The sequence below is a fragment of the Pseudomonas sp. WP18 genome (assembly GCF_036689585.1).
GTDB classification, from domain to species: domain Bacteria; phylum Pseudomonadota; class Gammaproteobacteria; order Pseudomonadales; family Pseudomonadaceae; genus Aquipseudomonas; species Aquipseudomonas chlororaphis_E.
Genome location: NZ_CP144758.1, coordinates 2,056,447 through 2,072,001 on the forward strand (window position 1 = coordinate 2,056,447; position 15,555 = coordinate 2,072,001).

14 protein-coding genes and 1 tRNA gene are annotated in these 15,555 nt (G+C 57.8%); 7 read left to right on the top strand and 8 right to left on the bottom strand.

What is annotated here, in order from left to right; genetic code table 11:
* Positions 1-13: 13 nt before the first annotated feature.
* From V5F23_RS09065 to ilvD, 4 genes are all read right to left on the bottom strand, one after another.
* Positions 14-1,291, bottom strand: coding sequence for an FAD-dependent oxidoreductase (locus tag V5F23_RS09065; RefSeq protein WP_123578644.1), 1,278 nt, complete (start codon positions 1,289-1,291; stop codon positions 14-16).
* A 96-nt stretch (positions 1,292-1,387) separates the two neighbouring features.
* A complete protein-coding gene (locus V5F23_RS09070) occupies positions 1,388-1,870 on the bottom strand; it encodes a DUF126 domain-containing protein (protein ID WP_123578645.1) in 483 nt (160 codons plus the stop codon).
* The gene (locus V5F23_RS09075; RefSeq protein ID WP_123578646.1) at positions 1,867-3,150 is read right to left on the bottom strand and encodes an aconitase X catalytic domain-containing protein; all 1,284 of its coding nucleotides are present in this window, start codon (positions 3,148-3,150) and stop codon (positions 1,867-1,869) included. The genes V5F23_RS09070 and V5F23_RS09075 overlap by 4 nt, the downstream gene beginning before the upstream one ends.
* Entirely contained in the window at positions 3,150-4,859 is a 1,710-nt protein-coding gene (gene ilvD, locus V5F23_RS09080) for a dihydroxy-acid dehydratase (protein ID WP_123578647.1), read from the bottom strand. The genes V5F23_RS09075 and ilvD overlap by 1 nt, the downstream gene beginning before the upstream one ends.
* 124 nt (positions 4,860-4,983) lie before the next feature.
* On the opposite strand from ilvD, the gene V5F23_RS09085 reads away from it, so the two are divergent.
* Positions 4,984-5,925 (top strand): LysR family transcriptional regulator, encoded by a 942-nt coding sequence (locus V5F23_RS09085; RefSeq protein WP_123578648.1) that lies wholly within the window; start codon positions 4,984-4,986, stop codon positions 5,923-5,925.
* Positions 5,926-5,947: 22 nt separating this feature from the next.
* On the opposite strand, the gene V5F23_RS09090 is transcribed toward V5F23_RS09085, so the two are convergent.
* Positions 5,948-7,231 (bottom strand): FAD-binding oxidoreductase, encoded by a 1,284-nt coding sequence (locus V5F23_RS09090; RefSeq protein WP_338498105.1) that lies wholly within the window; start codon positions 7,229-7,231, stop codon positions 5,948-5,950.
* A gap of 183 nt (positions 7,232-7,414) precedes the next feature.
* On the opposite strand from V5F23_RS09090, the gene V5F23_RS09095 reads away from it, so the two are divergent.
* From V5F23_RS09095 to V5F23_RS09105, 3 genes are all read left to right on the top strand, one after another.
* Positions 7,415-7,491 (top strand) — tRNA-Val (locus tag V5F23_RS09095).
* A gap of 291 nt (positions 7,492-7,782) precedes the next feature.
* Positions 7,783-8,025 carry a hypothetical protein gene (locus V5F23_RS09100; protein WP_047737331.1) on the top strand — a complete coding sequence of 81 codons (243 nt, stop codon included), beginning with the start codon at positions 7,783-7,785 and terminating at the stop codon, positions 8,023-8,025.
* 99 nt (positions 8,026-8,124) lie between these two features.
* Positions 8,125-8,745, top strand: a complete 621-nt coding sequence (locus tag V5F23_RS09105) for a hypothetical protein (RefSeq protein ID WP_338498107.1) — start codon at positions 8,125-8,127, stop codon at positions 8,743-8,745.
* Between the two features lie 610 nt (positions 8,746-9,355).
* Here V5F23_RS09105 and V5F23_RS09110 read toward each other — a convergent pair.
* The gene (locus tag V5F23_RS09110; protein WP_338498109.1) at positions 9,356-11,254 is read right to left on the bottom strand and encodes an acyltransferase family protein; all 1,899 of its coding nucleotides are present in this window, start codon (positions 11,252-11,254) and stop codon (positions 9,356-9,358) included.
* Between the two features lie 488 nt (positions 11,255-11,742).
* Between V5F23_RS09110 and V5F23_RS09115 the strand changes: the two genes are divergently transcribed.
* Entirely contained in the window at positions 11,743-13,119 is a 1,377-nt protein-coding gene (locus V5F23_RS09115) for a D-glucuronyl C5-epimerase family protein (RefSeq protein ID WP_338498112.1), read from the top strand.
* A 95-nt stretch (positions 13,120-13,214) separates the two neighbouring features.
* Here V5F23_RS09115 and V5F23_RS09120 read toward each other — a convergent pair whose 3' ends face one another.
* Entirely contained in the window at positions 13,215-13,640 is a 426-nt protein-coding gene (locus tag V5F23_RS09120) for a GTP pyrophosphokinase (protein WP_338498114.1), read from the bottom strand.
* A 162-nt stretch (positions 13,641-13,802) separates the two neighbouring features.
* Here V5F23_RS09120 and V5F23_RS09125 point away from each other — a divergent pair, with 162 nt between their 5' ends.
* Complete coding sequence (locus V5F23_RS09125; protein WP_338498115.1) at positions 13,803-14,003, top strand: hypothetical protein; 201 nt, start codon at positions 13,803-13,805, stop codon at positions 14,001-14,003.
* Between the two features lie 25 nt (positions 14,004-14,028).
* On the opposite strand, the gene V5F23_RS09130 is transcribed toward V5F23_RS09125, so the two are convergent.
* Positions 14,029-14,928, bottom strand: coding sequence for a LysR substrate-binding domain-containing protein (locus V5F23_RS09130; RefSeq protein WP_338498116.1), 900 nt, complete (start codon positions 14,926-14,928; stop codon positions 14,029-14,031).
* Between the two features lie 106 nt (positions 14,929-15,034).
* Here V5F23_RS09130 and V5F23_RS09135 point away from each other — a divergent pair, with 106 nt between their 5' ends.
* A complete protein-coding gene (locus V5F23_RS09135; protein ID WP_338498117.1) occupies positions 15,035-15,478 on the top strand; it encodes a PACE efflux transporter in 444 nt (147 codons plus the stop codon).
* Positions 15,479-15,555: the final 77 nt, after the last annotated feature.

A 15,555-nucleotide genomic window follows, 5' to 3' on the forward strand; every position in this document is an offset into this window, starting at 1 on the left:
CCGCTTGAAAAAGCTATTCCAGGTTGAACGCAAGTCGCTCACGCAACGCGTGGGCGGGTATATCGGCCAGCCGGCCGCCGGGGCCCGCAAGGTCCAGCGCATGAGCGGCCGCGGCGCCCATCGCGATACACGGTCCCATCACGCGCACACTCGACAGCGCGGCCGCGTCGGCGTCGATGCAGCGGCCGGCGACCACCAGATTGTCGCTGCCCTCGGGGAGCATACTGCGCAGCGGCACGCTGTGGATGTGATCGTCGCCGAAGGGTTCCCATTGATAACCGCTGGTATTGCCGTGCAATTCCACCGGCCAGGAGGTGCGAGCCACTGCGTCCGGGAACATCGTGGCGGCCCGTACTTCATCGGCCGTCAGGTGATGCAGCCCGACAATCCAGCGCGTCTGGCGAATGCCTGGCAGTGCATACGAGCGCACTCTGGCCTTGCCATAGGCCTCGGGGTATTCCGCCTTGAGGAACTCGATCACCTGTTCCACCTGTTGGCGACCGGCGATGGCGACGTGGGACGCGGCAATCGGGTCCAACGGGGTTTCGATGTGAGTCATGTTGAACGCCGCCGTACCCCGGCCGGGAAACTGGAAGAACAAGCCATCATCGCGCTCGATACCGTAGTGCCTGGCTGCTTGTTTGACCCGTTCGGTGAACTGCGCGCGGGTAGGCAGGTGTGCTTCATTAATGTGTTCCAGCACGAACATTTGAGTGCCGTAGATTGGTGTATCCGGTTCGCGGCAGGCAAACCCGGCATTCCAGACCAGCGCAGCATCGCCACTGGCATCGATAAACCCGTCGGCCGCCACGCGTACGTCGCCATAGCGGGTGGCCAACTCCACTTCCTGGACCCGCGGGCCTTCGCGTACGACATCCCGCAATACCGCGCCGAGCACCACGGTGATACCGGCGTCGAGCACCTTTTGTCCCATCCAACGGCCCAGGGCGACTTCGTCGTAGTAGACCACGGTGGTCAGCGGACCAATGGCCTGGTGCAGGTCGCCCGAGGCACCCAGGTCACGCAGGATGCCGTCGGCGATGCCGTGGGTCAGCAATTGACGGTTCGGGCCATTGGAGAACAAGCCGCAGAAGGTGCCGATGATCGAGCCGACCGCCTGGCCGCCCAGCATCGGCAGGGCGTCGAACAGCACCACGCGCTTGCCGAGGGCGGCGGCTTCAAGGGCGGCGGAAATGCCGGAGATGCCGGCGCCGGCGATGCAGACGTCGGCCTGCAGGCGTTGAACGGTGGGGGCGCTGGTGCGACGCACCGTGCGAATAACATGAGCCATGACATTACCTTTGGGGTGACAAAAGGGCGGCCGAGCCCGAAACCGTTGGCCAGAGGCCTCGGTGGTGGTTGTTTCGGCAAACAAAATAGTTGTGGGCTACGACGGGTCTGGCGGTCGCGTCGTCCTGTCCAGTGGTTGCTCTATGGGTTGGGCTGGGCGGGGTTGTTGCGGGGTCACTTCGACGATCCCGGCGTCGGCATCGACGCGCACCCAATCTCCGGTGCGGATCCGGCCCAGCGGATCCTCGGTGAAGTCGGTCATGGCGGGTGCGTGCACGACGACAACCCCCAGGCCTATTTTCGCGGTCATTTCATTGAACAGCATGGCGCCGGGCGCGACACCGGCGAGGCGCGCGATATGAAACTGCGAGGACCAGCCGGACGACCCCTTGGCACCGGGAAACACCAGGACCTTGCCCGCAAAACTGATGCCCTTGAGTTCGTGACGTGTTTCGATGACGGTGCCACTGCGCGGGTCGATGCCGCCCCAGCCGGAGATGCGCTCATGGGTCACCAACGCTTCGCCTTCGAAGCAGCCGCCGACCACTTTGCGGCCTTTGATCGTAAAGGGTGTGCTCATTGCAAACCTCCTTGCCAGCGGCCTTCGATGGCCGCCTCGACGCAGTCGGCGGTGGTGCCGAACCACGCCTGGATACCCATGATCGCGGGCAGGTAATGGGCCTGTTTGGCCGAGTCCACGGCCGCTACCCGGGTGCCCTTGGGAATCACCCTGCCAATCGCGGAGCAGGTGTCTGTCATCACGTGCCCACCCGCCTGTTCGATGATGCGCGTATAACCGGCGACGTCGGCCAGGTGCTTGATCGATGCGGCGGTGAACAGCCAGAGTTCGGTATTGGGACTCAGGCGTTGGCCTTCGAGCAGTTGGCAGACTTCCCAGATCTGTTCGAGGCTGTAGTGCGGACAGCCAAGCATGACGAAGTCGACCTGCGCATCTCGCGCGGTGACGTTGACTTGTTCGTAGGCCCAGCGCCGTTCGGCTTCACCGAAGCTCAGGATCGTCGAAGGCCGGGATCCGCCGAATGCCTGCTCGCGGGTGCGGGCTTCGGGGGTGACACCCACCAGGTGGTACATCTCCACGCCGCCGCTGGAGGCCGCCGCAGCGCCGAAGTGCTTGAGACGAGCCAAGTTGGGTTGGTGCGTCACGCCTTCGATGACCGGGATGCGATCCTGCACCTGTTCACCCACCCAGTAGCCGAGCAGCCCCCAGTCGGCTGTGGTCGTCACATCGGTCTGCAGATGGATCAGGTGGCTACCGCGACGGTTTTCATCGAGGTGCAGGCCCCAATGGGGGATCTTGCCGGTCAGCATCGCCGCGCCGGTGCTTTCCCGGCCTTCGGCGTTGGTACGCGCGCCAAGTACCGAGTTGATGTAGATGACGGCGGAGGATTCCATCCAGGCGCAGTGTTCGCCTTTCACTGGCACGTTTCCTACCTGGTAGGGCGTGCACGTGTTCAAGGGCTGAACGCCCAGGCTGCTGCTGTAGGCCTGGCCTGTCTCGTAGATACGCACCACGTCTTCGCTGACGCCCTGGCGTTCGGCGTGGTGCGGGTCGATGCCCTGTTGCAGGTGGCTGCTGGGCACCTTGACCCTAGGGATCTTGACCACTTCGGCGCTGTCGAGATTGAACTCGCTGAACACGGCGTCCATGCCGCCTTCGCGCTCGGCGTAATGACGCAGGAACGGCGTCGTGGCGCCGATGGTCCCGGCCACGTTGCGGGTGTTCACCAGGTATCGCGCGCCCAGGGCTTCGCCATAGCGCACGAGCAGGTCCATGGCCTTCTGCACCGCCGGGCCTTGATCGCCGGCGAGCATGGCTTTTTCGTCGTCGAGCAATCTCATCACTGCGGTTCCCGCTGGTCGGTGCGGTCGAGCGGCTTGATCAATACGGCACCGTGCTCCATGGCCGAGACGCTGTTGCGATAGATATCCAGCCAGCCTCCGCCGAACTGCGGTGCCCGAGGCTGCCAGCGGGCCCGGCGGGCCTCCATTTCAGTGTCGCTGATGGCGGCATTCAGGGTGTGGAGGTCCAGGTCGATGTCGATGATGTCTCCGTTTTCAATCAACGCCAGCGGGCCCCCGACAGCGGCTTCTGGCGCCACTTCAGCCACCACCAGGCCTTTGCAGACCAACCCCGAGAGATGACCGTCGGTCAGCATCGCGACATGATCGCCAAGGCCGGCGCCGTCGATGGCGAACACCACCCTTGAGGCGCCACCGCCCATGGCCGGGCCGCCGCGCACGCCCGCACCGCGCATGACCACCACATGGCCGGGTTGTATGCGCCCATCCTGCAAGGCCTCGATAGCATCGGCGGAGCGCTCGAAGCAGATCGCGGGGCCTTTGAAGCGGCGCATTTTGCCCGGGTCGATGCCATATTTGACGATGCCGGCCTGGGGCGCGATGTTGCCGCGCAGCATCACGATCGCCGGCCGGGTGGCGAAAGGGTTGTCCAGCGGACGGATCACTTCGGCGTCGTCGACGCTGACCCCTTCCAGGTTTTGCGCAAGCGTCTTGCCGGTGACAGTCAGCACATCGCCGTGCAACAGCGGCTGCAGGCGCTTGAGTAGCGCCCGCCCGCCACCTGCGGCTTCCATCTGCTCGATGCTGTGCTGACCTACCGGGCGCACGCCGACCAATACGGGTACTTGTTGACCCAGGTCCTTGAAAAGCTGATAGACATCCACCTCGATCCCGCCTTCGGCGGCCACTGCCTGCATGTGCTTGATGGTATTGACCGACCCTCCGGCGGCAAGCATGGTCGCCACCGCGTTGGCGAAGGCGCCCGGAGTGAGGATGTCGCGGGGCTTGAGGTCCTCTGCGACCATTTCCACGATGCGCTTGCCGGCCTGGTCCACGAAATCGAACATCTGCGGGCTGTTAGCGGCAATGGGCGCACTGCCGGGCAGGGACATGCCCAGGGCTTCACACACCAGATGCATGGAGTTGGCGGTGCCCATGCCCGAGCACACGCCTGGCCCCTTGATGGCATTGCGGGTCATGCCCACCAACTCTTCGACCGGGAGTTTGCCGGTGACTACGTGCATGGAACTGATGAACACGTCTTCAATGTCGACGTGCTGGCCTTGGTATTCGCCGCTGGGTTGATACCCGCAAATCACGATCAGCGTCGGAATATTCAGCCGGGCCGCGGCCATCAGTTGGCCCGGCACCGTTTTATCGCAGGAAGCCAGGCAAATCATGCCATCGAGCTGAGCACCTTCTACCGCCACTTCGATGTCGTTGGTGATGAGGTCGCGCGCGGCCAGCATGTAGGCGCCTCCAGCGCCGGCCCCGGTGATGAAGTCACTGGGCGCCGCGGTGCGGATCTCGAAGGGCAGGGCGCCGGCATCGCGTATCGATTGCTTGATCCTGGCGGCGATACCGTCCAGGTGACTGAAACAGATCGCCAGGTTCGACGAGGAATTGACGATCGCGATCTTGGTTTTCTCCAGCTCGCTTTCGTCAATGCCCAAGGCACGCCACTGGGCAGCGCGCACGGCCCATAAGTAAGACCCGTGGGGGAAATTGCTGCGCAGCTTCTTGGGCATGGTGAGCTCCGTTTATTGTTATAGGACTCGCAAATTGGTTAATCGCGTTAACGATCTTGTAACGAGTCTAGGCTTCACCCTAGAATCCGAAAACCTTATTTTGCTTATAGATAAAATCCAAAATATGGATATTAAAGATGTCGACCTCAACCTGCTGAAAGTCTTCGATGCGTTACGCAAGAAACAGAGCGTGACACTGGCCGGCGACCTCATGGGCCTCAGCCAGCCGGCCATGAGCTTCGCTTTGTCCAAGTTGCGAGCGTTGTTCGATGATCCGCTGTTCATCCGTACTTCCCGGGGCATGCAGCCTACCGCCAGGGCTTTGCAGATCGCTGAGCCCGTGCAACGGATCCTGGAGATGGTCAGCAGCGACGTGCTGCCATCCACCGGGTTTGTCGCCGAGCATTCCGAACGCCAGTTGGTGCTGTGTATGTCGGACATTGGTGAAATGGTGTTCCTGCCCCGATTGATGCGCATGCTCGACAGGAAGGCGCCGCAATTGCGGATTCGGACCCTGGCCTTGTCCTCCGAGCAGTTGGAAGAGGGATTGGACGCAGGCGAAGTGGACGCGGCGATCGGTTATTTCCCACGCTTGCTCAACACCTCGATCCGGCATCGGGCGCTGTACCGCCACTCCTTCGTGTGCATTGTACGCAGCGATCATCCGACGATCGGCGACAGCATGAGCGCCGAACAGTATCAGGCCGCTGTGCATGTCGCGGTCCAGGCGGAAGGGCGGGGCATGGACGTGCTGGATCGTGAGCTGGCAGCCCACGGTATTTCACGCCGGGTGCGTTTCAGCCTGCCACGCTTCATGGGGGTGCCTTTCCTGGTGGCGGAGTCCGACATGATCGCCACCGTTCCCCTGGCGGTAGGCCGGCGGTTCGCCGAAATCACCGACGTACGCCTGGTCCCGCTACCTTGGGACATCGGTGGTTATGAGATCCACCTGTATTGGCATACGCGTTTCCACCATGATCCGGCGAACCGGTGGTTGCGTCAGTCCTTCATTGAATTGCTCGGTGACTTCTTTCCTGCCGAACAGGCAGGCAACTCGATTTCCTGATGGCTGGTTATGAGCGTGAGCCTCAGAATCCGAGTCTATCCCGCAGCCCGTAATACCATGCACCCATCGCCGCAAACGGCGTACGCAGCAGTTGGCCGCCGGGGAACGGGTAGTGGGGCAGGTCGGCAAACGCATCAAAACGCTCAGCCTGACCACGCAGCGCCTCGGCCAGGACCTTGCCTGCCAGGTGCGTGTACGTCACGCCATGGCCACTGCAGCCCTGGGAATAGTAGATGTTGTCCCCCAGGCGCCCGACCTGAGGAAGACGTGACAACGTCAGTAGGAAGTTTCCGGTCCAGGCGTAGTCGATCTTCACCTGTTTGAGCTGAGGAAACGCCTTGAGCATCTTCGGTCGGATGATGGCCTCGATGTTCGCCGGGTCCCTGGCGCCGTACACCACGCCACCCCCGAAGATCAGGCGCTTGTCGCCGGTCAGTCGGTAGTAGTCGAGCAGGTAATTGCAGTCCTCGACACAGTAATCCTGCGGCAACAGACTGTGGGCCAACTCGTCCCCCAGTGGCTCGGTCGCGATCACCTGGGTGCCGCACGGCATGGATTTGGCAGCCAGTTCCGGCACCAGGTTGCCCAGGTAAGCATTGCCGGCCACGATGATGAACTTGGCCCTGACCTTACCCTGAGGCGTATGCACGACGGGACTGGCGCCGCGCTCGATACGCACTGCAGGTGACTGCTCATGGATGACCCCGCCGAGCGACTCGACGGCCGCTGCTTCACCCAAGGCCAGGTTCAGTGGATGGATATGCCCGCCGCTCATGTCCAGCATGCCGCCAACATACTCCTCACAAGCCACCACCTCGCGAATGCGACGCTGGTCCAGCAACTCCAGCTGGGTATGCCCGAAACGCTCCCATAAGCGCTTCTGCGACTCCAGGTGGCCCATCTGCTTGGCGGTCAGGGCGGCAAACACGCCACCGTCCTTCAAATCGCACTGAATCTGATACTTGGCCACTCGTTCCCGAATGATCCGTCCGCCCTCGAACGCCATATTGCCCAGCAATTGCGCCTGTTGAGGGCCGACGCTGCGTTCGATCACATCGATGTCACGGCTATAACTGTTGACGATCTGCCCACCGTTGCGACCCGACGCACCGAAGCCCACCTTGGCCGCTTCAAGGATGGTGACCTTGAAGCCGTTTTCCAGCAGGAACAGCGCAGAGGACAGGCCGGTGTACCCCGCACCGATTACACACACATCCGTCTCGACCTCACCCTGCAGGGCTGGGCGCGACGGAGCCGGGTTGGCCGACGCAGCATAATAGGACGCTGGGTAGGATGTGTTCGCCATTCTGCAACCTCTGTTTTATATTTTTTACGAATGCGCCGATCCTACCCGAGATAAAAATCGGCCGCCAGCCACTGCAATATCTTCGTCGCGTGGGCGAAATTAAATATTTTGCATATTCATAGGGTTAGGTGAAAAAAAGGTGTTGACACCCCTTTGGAATTCCGTAGAATGCCGCCTCACAGCAGGCACGTAGCTCAGTTGGTTAGAGCACCACCTTGACATGGTGGGGGTCGTTGGTTCGAGTCCAATCGCGCCTACCAAACAAAATCCGCTCTGCTGGGCGGTCTAGAAGGGGTTACCGGAAACGGTAGCCCCTTTTTGCTTTCTGCCATTTGCAAAACTCTTGCAAAACCCCCACCTCAGAACGCCAATTCGGCGCCCACCTCGACGTACTCAATCGTCTTTTCCCCCATTCCCTTCCGGATATTGCTTGGTCATAGACGAACCACTTGTTCTTGTACGAAGCGTTAGGTGTATAACTGTTGGGGCAAACCCGCAAGAACTCAGGCAGGAGGCGCCGCTGCTAAGAGCAGGGGGGCAAACGGTTTACCATGTCCAATGACACCTTTCGATTCGAAGCACACCAGTCACTTTTAGAGCTGGACGCCGCCACAACCAAAATGATGATGCTGGTGGTTGCTGGCGAGGTCTCAGGTTGCCTTTGGAAGGAGGCCTTTTCTCGGGTTGGTTCCGCCTACACGGCTCTTGCGAGCGTCGTGGCTGGAGTTCAAATAGACCCGATGCCAGCTTTGGATGGCCGCTCGAGTGATGATCTGATCACCCCGGAAAAGTGAGAATGGATGGGGCGACATATTGAAAAAAGTCCCGTGATCCGTTTCCAGGCTGTCCGCTAGTAGTGGTAACGTCTGCGCCGCAATCCTTGAGACAGCCAGATGAATCATCGAAGACCCGCTAGCGTTACAGCAGCGCCTGCTGGCGTGCCGGGCACTGCCCACCCACCTATCTGGTATTACGGTCCTGAAATACCCATTATCGAAAGCAATGGCATGGGCGTTTTTGGCTTCTCTCTTGCATTGCTTCTGCTTTTACCGGCCTATGGGCTTGTGACGTTCCTTTTCCCAGGGCCGGAGGTCATGCATGGGGTGCAGCCTGACCATGGTGAGAGCCTCACAGGGTCATCCTTTATTCTGTTAATGCTGGCCAGTGCAGTGTTCATCGGTGCGTTCTTTGCGTGGATTGTCCCTGCGTCTCAAGTGCGGGCTTTCACGTTTGACGAAAACCAGCAGATGTTGACCCTCACCATCACTCGTCGTGGCCTAAAAGCCACTGAAGTGCGCGTGCCATTTAGCCAAATCATTCATATCCGTCCTTGCGTGCTCGCAGCGTTTGATCACGATGGCTATTTTCTCGTCGCTTATCGGGGGGCGAAGGGTAGGGTTTTCGAATACCCGTTAGCGCACGGTACCTCGCTGGAAAATATTGAGTTTCATGGTGCGTGGTTACGTGGAATGTTAGGGGAGCGGATGTGCGAGTTGCTAAATCTCGACAAATGAAAGCAACCTAAAGCCAGCCTGACCTGGCGCACTATTGGTCGGCCCCATCAGGTATTCAGCTATGCGGTCCTCCTTGCCGGGCAAGGCCCGAGCGGTGGTGTGGAGGCGTTACGCAGCGTGTGCGTCGCGTTCTTCCTCCCAAAGGACGAAAGGCCAGTTGCCAGGGGATTTAAATAGCGTTGTCACAAGATCGATGGGGTTGCGAATGCCCGTTCAGGTGGTGGCTGTTTTCAAGATGGCCGGATGGCAATAAAGCTGTCTGTTGCCGAATGGGTTGGACTGGTATGAGAAAAGTAGTTTTGGCTCTTTTGTTGGTCACACTGGTAGCCTGCATGCCTTATCAAACTGTGACTTCGACCGATCCGAACTGGATGCGTCTTGGTGGAGATGAGCCTGAAGGCTACCCAAGGACGTTTGTCGAGAACCTGGGCGGTAATTGCGCTTTGGTTACCGAATCGTGGTCTGAGGGAAGAATCAACGGTCGTCTGCTGTGGACCAAGAAGCAGTCTCGAAAGGCGGTTACCTGCCCATAGGCGTCTTTGTAAAATCGCGCTTTCCAAACAAACACGGAGCCTGCTTTCACGCGTCAGGCTCCTGCCGAGGATGGCTTTCACCAAAGATTTTTCGTGTTCGCAAGGATATCGAAAGCTTTTGCAGAACCAACGTAAGAAAGATGCCCCGAGTCACGGTACATGGGCACTCCGTCTACAACGGTGCGGCAAACGGTGTCATCACACAGTGCATTGCTTAGACGAATGACGCGTATCGCGTATTTCGTTTCAATAGTATCGAGCAACGTAAGGACGCCGGCGTTGTATTCCCTGTAATTCTTTAATGGGATCGTGCAGTCGTGCGCAACTGTGCTGTTGGACAGCTGCTGCTGCATGCAGCTGATATTTTCATTGCCTACGGAGGGAGGTGGGCCAATGACGATGACTTCTTTGCCGATCCGCTTAAGCTCGCTGATGGTCCTGCCCAGGTCATTTTCAACTTGATCAAGGCTTGTAGGTACTATGCGAGTCGAACCCTTGTCTTGTTCGTCCCTTGTCAGCATTTTGTTGGTGGGCACGGTGTATTGCCAAAAAGAGGCGGCAAGGATGACCGTCTCAATGGTTTTGTCTGCTTTGATCGCAGAAAATACAGTGTCGTTAAATGCTATGCAGTAATTTGCTAGCTTCCCTGCATCTGCTCGTGCCGGGTTGTAAGGCGCAGTATCCAAGAAGGGAGGGCAAGCGCTGTAGGTCGCCTGTGCGATCCCTCCTTTTCTGTGGGTCTTAACTCCCTCGATGGTGTGCATGGCATAGGAATCGCCCCAGACTATATTGCGAGCCGGGGTGGAGGTTCGGCATTTTTCATCGTTCTTGAACAGATAGTTGTCGCAAGCTTTATCAAGGCCGTAATTGGGCCGTAACAAAGCGTCGAAATCTACTTGATTATTGTTGTGTCGGGTTGCGGTGTATTGGATTGATACCAGTACGGCCGCTCCGAGAGTTATCGTCCATGTCAGTCCGGCTTGAGGAATCAGGGACCGACGACTGGGTTGCTCAACGAAGATGTAAAGAACCCCCGCACATAACAGCGATACTAGAAACAAGGATATTTGACTAAACAGTGTAAGCTCATTAGGCAGTACCGCGTGTGCGAAAACAATGACCGGCCAATGCACTAGGTACAGGGAGTAGGAAATATCGCCAAGCTTGACAAGTGGTCTGATAAAAATGGACGTATTGGCTATCGTGCTATTGGCCCAGATGATGAAAAGGGTCGAGAGGCATACAACAACTGCTGCCGGTCCTGGGTGGCCCCATTTTATTTCCATCGTGGGGATGATTAGAACTGCAAGGATGGCCAGTAAAAATACGGGGCGGGGAATCTTTATGTTGAATTTCTGGGCAGCCAGATAGCCGCCCGAGCCGATCAATAATTCCCAGCAACGCGTGGGCAGCAGGAAAAAAGTCGCTGAGGGATGGGTTTGTTTCAGGTACAGGCAGGCTAAGAGGCTGCCGATTAAGACAGTGATAACAATGCGCAACCAGAGGCGAGCGGGGCTGAGAATAAGAATAAGTGGAAAAATCAGGTAATACTGTTCCTCGACAGCCAGAGACCATAAGTGCAGCAATGGCTTGGTGGACGCATCTGCATCAAAATATCCAGTCTGATTCAATAGAACAAAATTGGTAGTGTAGGTCACCGCTCCTGCAACTTGAGAGAGCAGGTTCCTGTTTTCCATCGGAGTTAATAACAGATAGGCGCCGATGCAGGTGGCTAAAATTGTCACGTAGGCAGCCGGCACCAATCGTTTGGCGCGCCTGTAGTAAAAATCAGAAAGATCAAAGCCTCCATTGGTTATCTTGCTGGCGATGATTCCGGTAATTAGATACCCGGAGATGACAAAGAATATATCTACGCCTAAAAAACCAGCTTTCAAAGCTGTGAAGCCAAGGTGATCTATCACTACAAATGCTACGGCAAGCCCCCTGAGAGCTTGTATGTCGAGCCGAAAATTCATACGTCCTCTGTACATTATCAAGCTGCTGTCCGGCAGCTGTTTCTCATTCAAGGTTGCGGTCACGTGCGCTTAGCGTGCACGCTTTCGGGTTTTTCATCCTCTAGGCTGGATGGTGGGGTTGCACCTCGGGACTGAGCGTAGCAGCTGGAGGCAATGAGGCCAGTGTGGATGTTACCAATGGGAGAGCGCTGTAGGAGTCTTCGACAATTCATCGATTTTTTGGGAGCGTTCTGGGGATTTCCACCGCTGTGCGTCGATTAAATTTCTTGTAAATGAGGGGTTTGGTCCTATCATCCGTTGAGCGGAATGCAGGGGGCGATTCGAGGCCCGCACTGCATACGAAAAATTGCAATGGGGGGCTCAAGTAGGGTTGTCTGGAGCTCCGCGCTGGTTTCTGTTATAGCCGGCGTTGAGACGTCTGCGCCAAATCTTCCTGATGGACCAACTCTGTTTCGTCCGCGAGCTGGGGGTAGGCTGGGGGGTGGTTAATGGGCGCACTGATGATCTTGCGTGGGATTTTTATAAGGCTGTACGTGACTATGCTAATAAACTCAAAAAAACTGCTGTTTCTTTTCTTCTGTTTGGCGATGTCCTGTGTTTCTGTACAAGCGCAGCAGTCAGATCTACTCAAGTTTTATGCAGAGGGCTCGCCCAATTATCCTTGGGCATTTGGAACCAGCAAGGAGTGTGATGCGACAGTGGGGATGTCCAGTCGGACAAAGAATTTCAGGTCCCCAAGCAAGCTGGCAATACGGGGTCTTGAGGCGGCACTGTCCGGAGACCTTGCCGGTGCTGTGGTGTGTGAAGAAAAGTTGAGAGTTTTTGAAAAGATGAGAGATGGCGGTCTCTTTTATGCCTTTATGGATGATTACATAGATGCGTGGCCTTTCCAGCTCAGGGCGCCTTGGGTATCTGCTTTTACCCAAGGCATTGCGCTTGAGTTTTATATGGAAATGGCAAAAAAGACGGGAAACATCTACTACAAAAACAAGGCTGAAGCGATTTATTTGTCATACTCGATGCCCGTTGACAAAGGAGGTTTTGCCAGGACTGTTGGCAAGGATGTGTTGTTTGAAGAGTATCCGGTAAACGAACGGATTGCGGTGCTGAATGGTAATTTGATTGCAACCATTGCCTTGTATGATTATGCGCAGTTTTCTAAAAGCAAGGCACCCTTGCGACTGGCTACTCGATCAGTTGCCTGGCTTGAAAAAAATATCCAAAGCTATGTAATTCAACGCCCTGAATACCCCGGGCCGATTTCGGCGTACTCTCTGGCTCCTTCAAGGCTCGATGTGCTATTTAGATTTTATCTGACCCATGAAACGCTAGATGTTTTTTCTATAAAACTGGCTGCGAAGGATGTTTCGAGGAGCATTCTTCCCGGTACGCCTGGAGACCATGATATTACTCGGGATGCAAGTCTGATCGTGTCTGTGGACATGAATTGGTCCGAGCCGTACAAAGAGTCGAAACAGCCACGGACTGATTTCAGGAAAATAGTCGAAGCAGCAGGGGCGTTTAACCATGCACCCTTCAGGGTGGAGGTAAAGACGATCGAAGAGTTGAGCTCCTTGAAGCAAGGTGCTTCCCTTGAGGTGTCCTACAGGGCCCAGGGCAGTTCCGATGTACAAATTTCCGACGGGAAGACGTTCTACAAAATAGGCACGTTAGGCCCTACTCGTGGGGAGGTTGTGACGGTGGTATTCGAGCTTCCCGCAGCAGCTATTGCCAATCTCACGTTTCCCGTTGATTTGAAATACAACGTGTTGTATCTGGAGCACAACCAGAAGCTGCTGGAGATCGTCGCAGGCCTCTCTGAATCTGACGTGTTGAAAAAATATGCGACGTTACTAAAGCGGTAATCAGTAAATGATCCAGTCACTTGCAGCGCAAGTGCAGCCCTGATCTGGCGTTGGGGATCATCTCCCACTTCTGCTCGTGATAAGGGTCAGGGGTGTCACGCTTGCGTTGCCAGGTAATCGATGGCCTTGCGGTACTTCGCGATGCGCTCCAGATCTTTTTGGCCGGGCGTGCCCAGGCGTGACAAGTCACTGTTCTCCGCCAGGTCGGCCAGTTTCACCCGGCGCGCCATAGGGTCACGTGCGGCGCGTTCGATAAAGGCCTGATAGGTTTCGCCGTCGCGCTTGGTGAGTGAATCGATGGCGTTCAGAGTCGCTTCGCTGAAGCCTGCATCGCGCAGGTCTGCCAAGGTAACGGCAGTGTCTTCGACGACGTCGTGCAACACCGCGACGATGCGTTCTTCGTCACCGGATAGACGCAACATGACTTTCAACGGGTGCAGGATATAAGGAGCCCCCCCTTTATCGGCTTGCCCTTCATGGGCCAGCGCGGAAATCGATATTGCTCTTTCAAGCGTACTCATTGCTCGCTTCCCCTTGTCAGTCCTTGGTTTCCTATCGGTCATCTCCCTGGGCGCATTTTGGGTAGACGTTCGGAAAGTCCAGCGCAAGTATAGGGCTCGGCTTGCACATGAGCCCAGCGTACAGTGGAGCGTCTTGATCCAGGTTCCGAAGAGAGTAAGGCAATGCCGAAGAAACATCAGGAAAGCACCGCCGTGACGGCTGCCGACATTGAGCGCTCTATCCAGGCGTTGAACAAGATGGCGGAACGTGTTTGGGGCGACGGTCGGGAAGCCGAGGCGAAGGCGCTATTGGGCGCTTTGGATGCTTTGAACAGGGCGCTCGATCGCATCAGGATTGGCGAGAGCCGCAGGGTTCTTCATTGACCTGAAGACAGTGTAGGGCCCCGGGTTAATGCCCCGCCTGCGCCATGAGCGCCTGTTCCCGCAACCACTCACTGAACCTGTGCACCACCGACTGGCGCTCCCGCCCCGGCACGCACACTACGCTGTATCGCGCGCCAGCCAGGCGAATGTCAGGCCGATAGCCGACCAGTTGTCCACGTGCGACCGCTTCGGCAACCAATACATTGCTGGCAAGCACCAGTCCATGCCCGACGATGGCGGCCTGCAGGGCGTGCTGTTCCTCGTCGTAGCGTCGAAAGCGCGCGGTACCCAACCAGTCCGGGGTGCCTGCCTTGGCGCACCAGGTCGGCCAGTCGACCGCTGCGCTTGAGCTGCTCAGCCAGGGCACGTCGATCAACTCCACGGGTGAGTCGGCGGTGGGCGGTTGCCAGTCGGGGCGACAGTAGGCGCCGAAGAACTCTTCCAGCAACGGTTGCTGGAACAGCTGAGGATCAGGCGTGAACTGGGCGCGGATGGCCAGGTCGATGCTGGCGTCGCGGAGCAGGTCGACCACCTCGTTGCTGCTGTGCAGCCTCACGTCGATGTCCGGGTATAACCGATGAAAATCCCCGAGCCGAGGGATCAGCCACAGGCTGGCGAACGCCGGGGTGGTGCTCACCACCAGCGACTGTGAAGCGCAGGGCGGTGACAGCGCCTGCAAGCCGTGCTGGATGTCCAGCAGGGCGCGGTGCAATTGTGGGTGAAGGCGCTCGCCGTCGGCGCTCAAGCGCACGTTCTGGCTGGAGCGTTCGAACAATCGCACGCCCAGGAATGCCTCGAGGCTCTTGACTTGATGGGAGATCGCCGCCGGGCTGACGTGCAGCTCCTGGGCCGCCGCCTTGAAGCTGCCCAGCCGTGCGGCAGACTCGAAGCCGCGCAAGGCGGTGAGGGGCAGTTTGGCAAACATGGGCGGCTGGATTACTCGGGTTGAGCGTGGCTCAATTTAGCTCATTTGTACGCGTCGGCTCAACTTGCCAGGCTGTGGTCCCGCACTGCCAACAGGAGATCACCCCATGCAAGGCGCGCCCCGTAAAATCCTCCAGGCCGTACTCTATGAAGCCGGCGGTATGCTGTTCGTGGCACCGGCGCTGGCGCTGATCTATGACCAGGGCATGGGTTATTCGACCCTGTTGTCGCTGGTGATTTCTGTCGTCGCACTGGCCTGGAACATGCTTTTCAACGGTCTGTTCGAATGGTGGGAACGCCGTCAGCACAACCGTCATCGCAGTTGGCGGCGACGGTTGCTTCACGCCTTGGGGTTCGAAGGTGGCTTGACCCTGATCCTTACCCCGGTGATCGCGGCGTGGCTGGGCGTCAGCCTGTGGCTGGCGCTGGTGACCAACCTGGGGTTGTTCGTGTTCTTCTTTTTTTATTCGCTGGTGTTCCAGTGGGCGTTCGATCGGGTCTTCGATGTTCCGCTCTCGGCGCAGCCTGCCCGGCCACTCGAAACAAATTGAACTGCCGGTACCGCCGGCAGCCCAACGGGGTATCACTCGGAGGGCAACGCCATGGCAGATGAAAAAGAACAGCAACA

Coding starts and splice junctions, on each gene's coding strand:
- V5F23_RS09065 (WP_123578644.1), bottom strand. CDS start 1,291: ATGGCTCATGTTATTCGCACGGTGCGTCGCACCAGCGCCCCCACCGTT.
- V5F23_RS09070 (WP_123578645.1), bottom strand. CDS start 1,870: ATGAGCACACCCTTTACGATCAAAGGCCGCAAAGTGGTCGGCGGCTGC.
- V5F23_RS09075 (WP_123578646.1), bottom strand. CDS start 3,150: ATGAGATTGCTCGACGACGAAAAAGCCATGCTCGCCGGCGATCAAGGC.
- ilvD (WP_123578647.1), bottom strand. CDS start 4,859: ATGCCCAAGAAGCTGCGCAGCAATTTCCCCCACGGGTCTTACTTATGG.
- V5F23_RS09085 (WP_123578648.1), top strand. CDS start 4,984: ATGGATATTAAAGATGTCGACCTCAACCTGCTGAAAGTCTTCGATGCG.
- V5F23_RS09090 (WP_338498105.1), bottom strand. CDS start 7,231: ATGGCGAACACATCCTACCCAGCGTCCTATTATGCTGCGTCGGCCAAC.
- V5F23_RS09100 (WP_047737331.1), top strand. CDS start 7,783: ATGTCCAATGACACCTTTCGATTCGAAGCACACCAGTCACTTTTAGAG.
- V5F23_RS09105 (WP_338498107.1), top strand. CDS start 8,125: ATGAATCATCGAAGACCCGCTAGCGTTACAGCAGCGCCTGCTGGCGTG.
- V5F23_RS09110 (WP_338498109.1), bottom strand. CDS start 11,254: ATGAATTTTCGGCTCGACATACAAGCTCTCAGGGGGCTTGCCGTAGCA.
- V5F23_RS09115 (WP_338498112.1), top strand. CDS start 11,743: ATGGGCGCACTGATGATCTTGCGTGGGATTTTTATAAGGCTGTACGTG.
- V5F23_RS09120 (WP_338498114.1), bottom strand. CDS start 13,640: ATGAGTACGCTTGAAAGAGCAATATCGATTTCCGCGCTGGCCCATGAA.
- V5F23_RS09125 (WP_338498115.1), top strand. CDS start 13,803: ATGCCGAAGAAACATCAGGAAAGCACCGCCGTGACGGCTGCCGACATT.
- V5F23_RS09130 (WP_338498116.1), bottom strand. CDS start 14,928: ATGTTTGCCAAACTGCCCCTCACCGCCTTGCGCGGCTTCGAGTCTGCC.
- V5F23_RS09135 (WP_338498117.1), top strand. CDS start 15,035: ATGCAAGGCGCGCCCCGTAAAATCCTCCAGGCCGTACTCTATGAAGCC.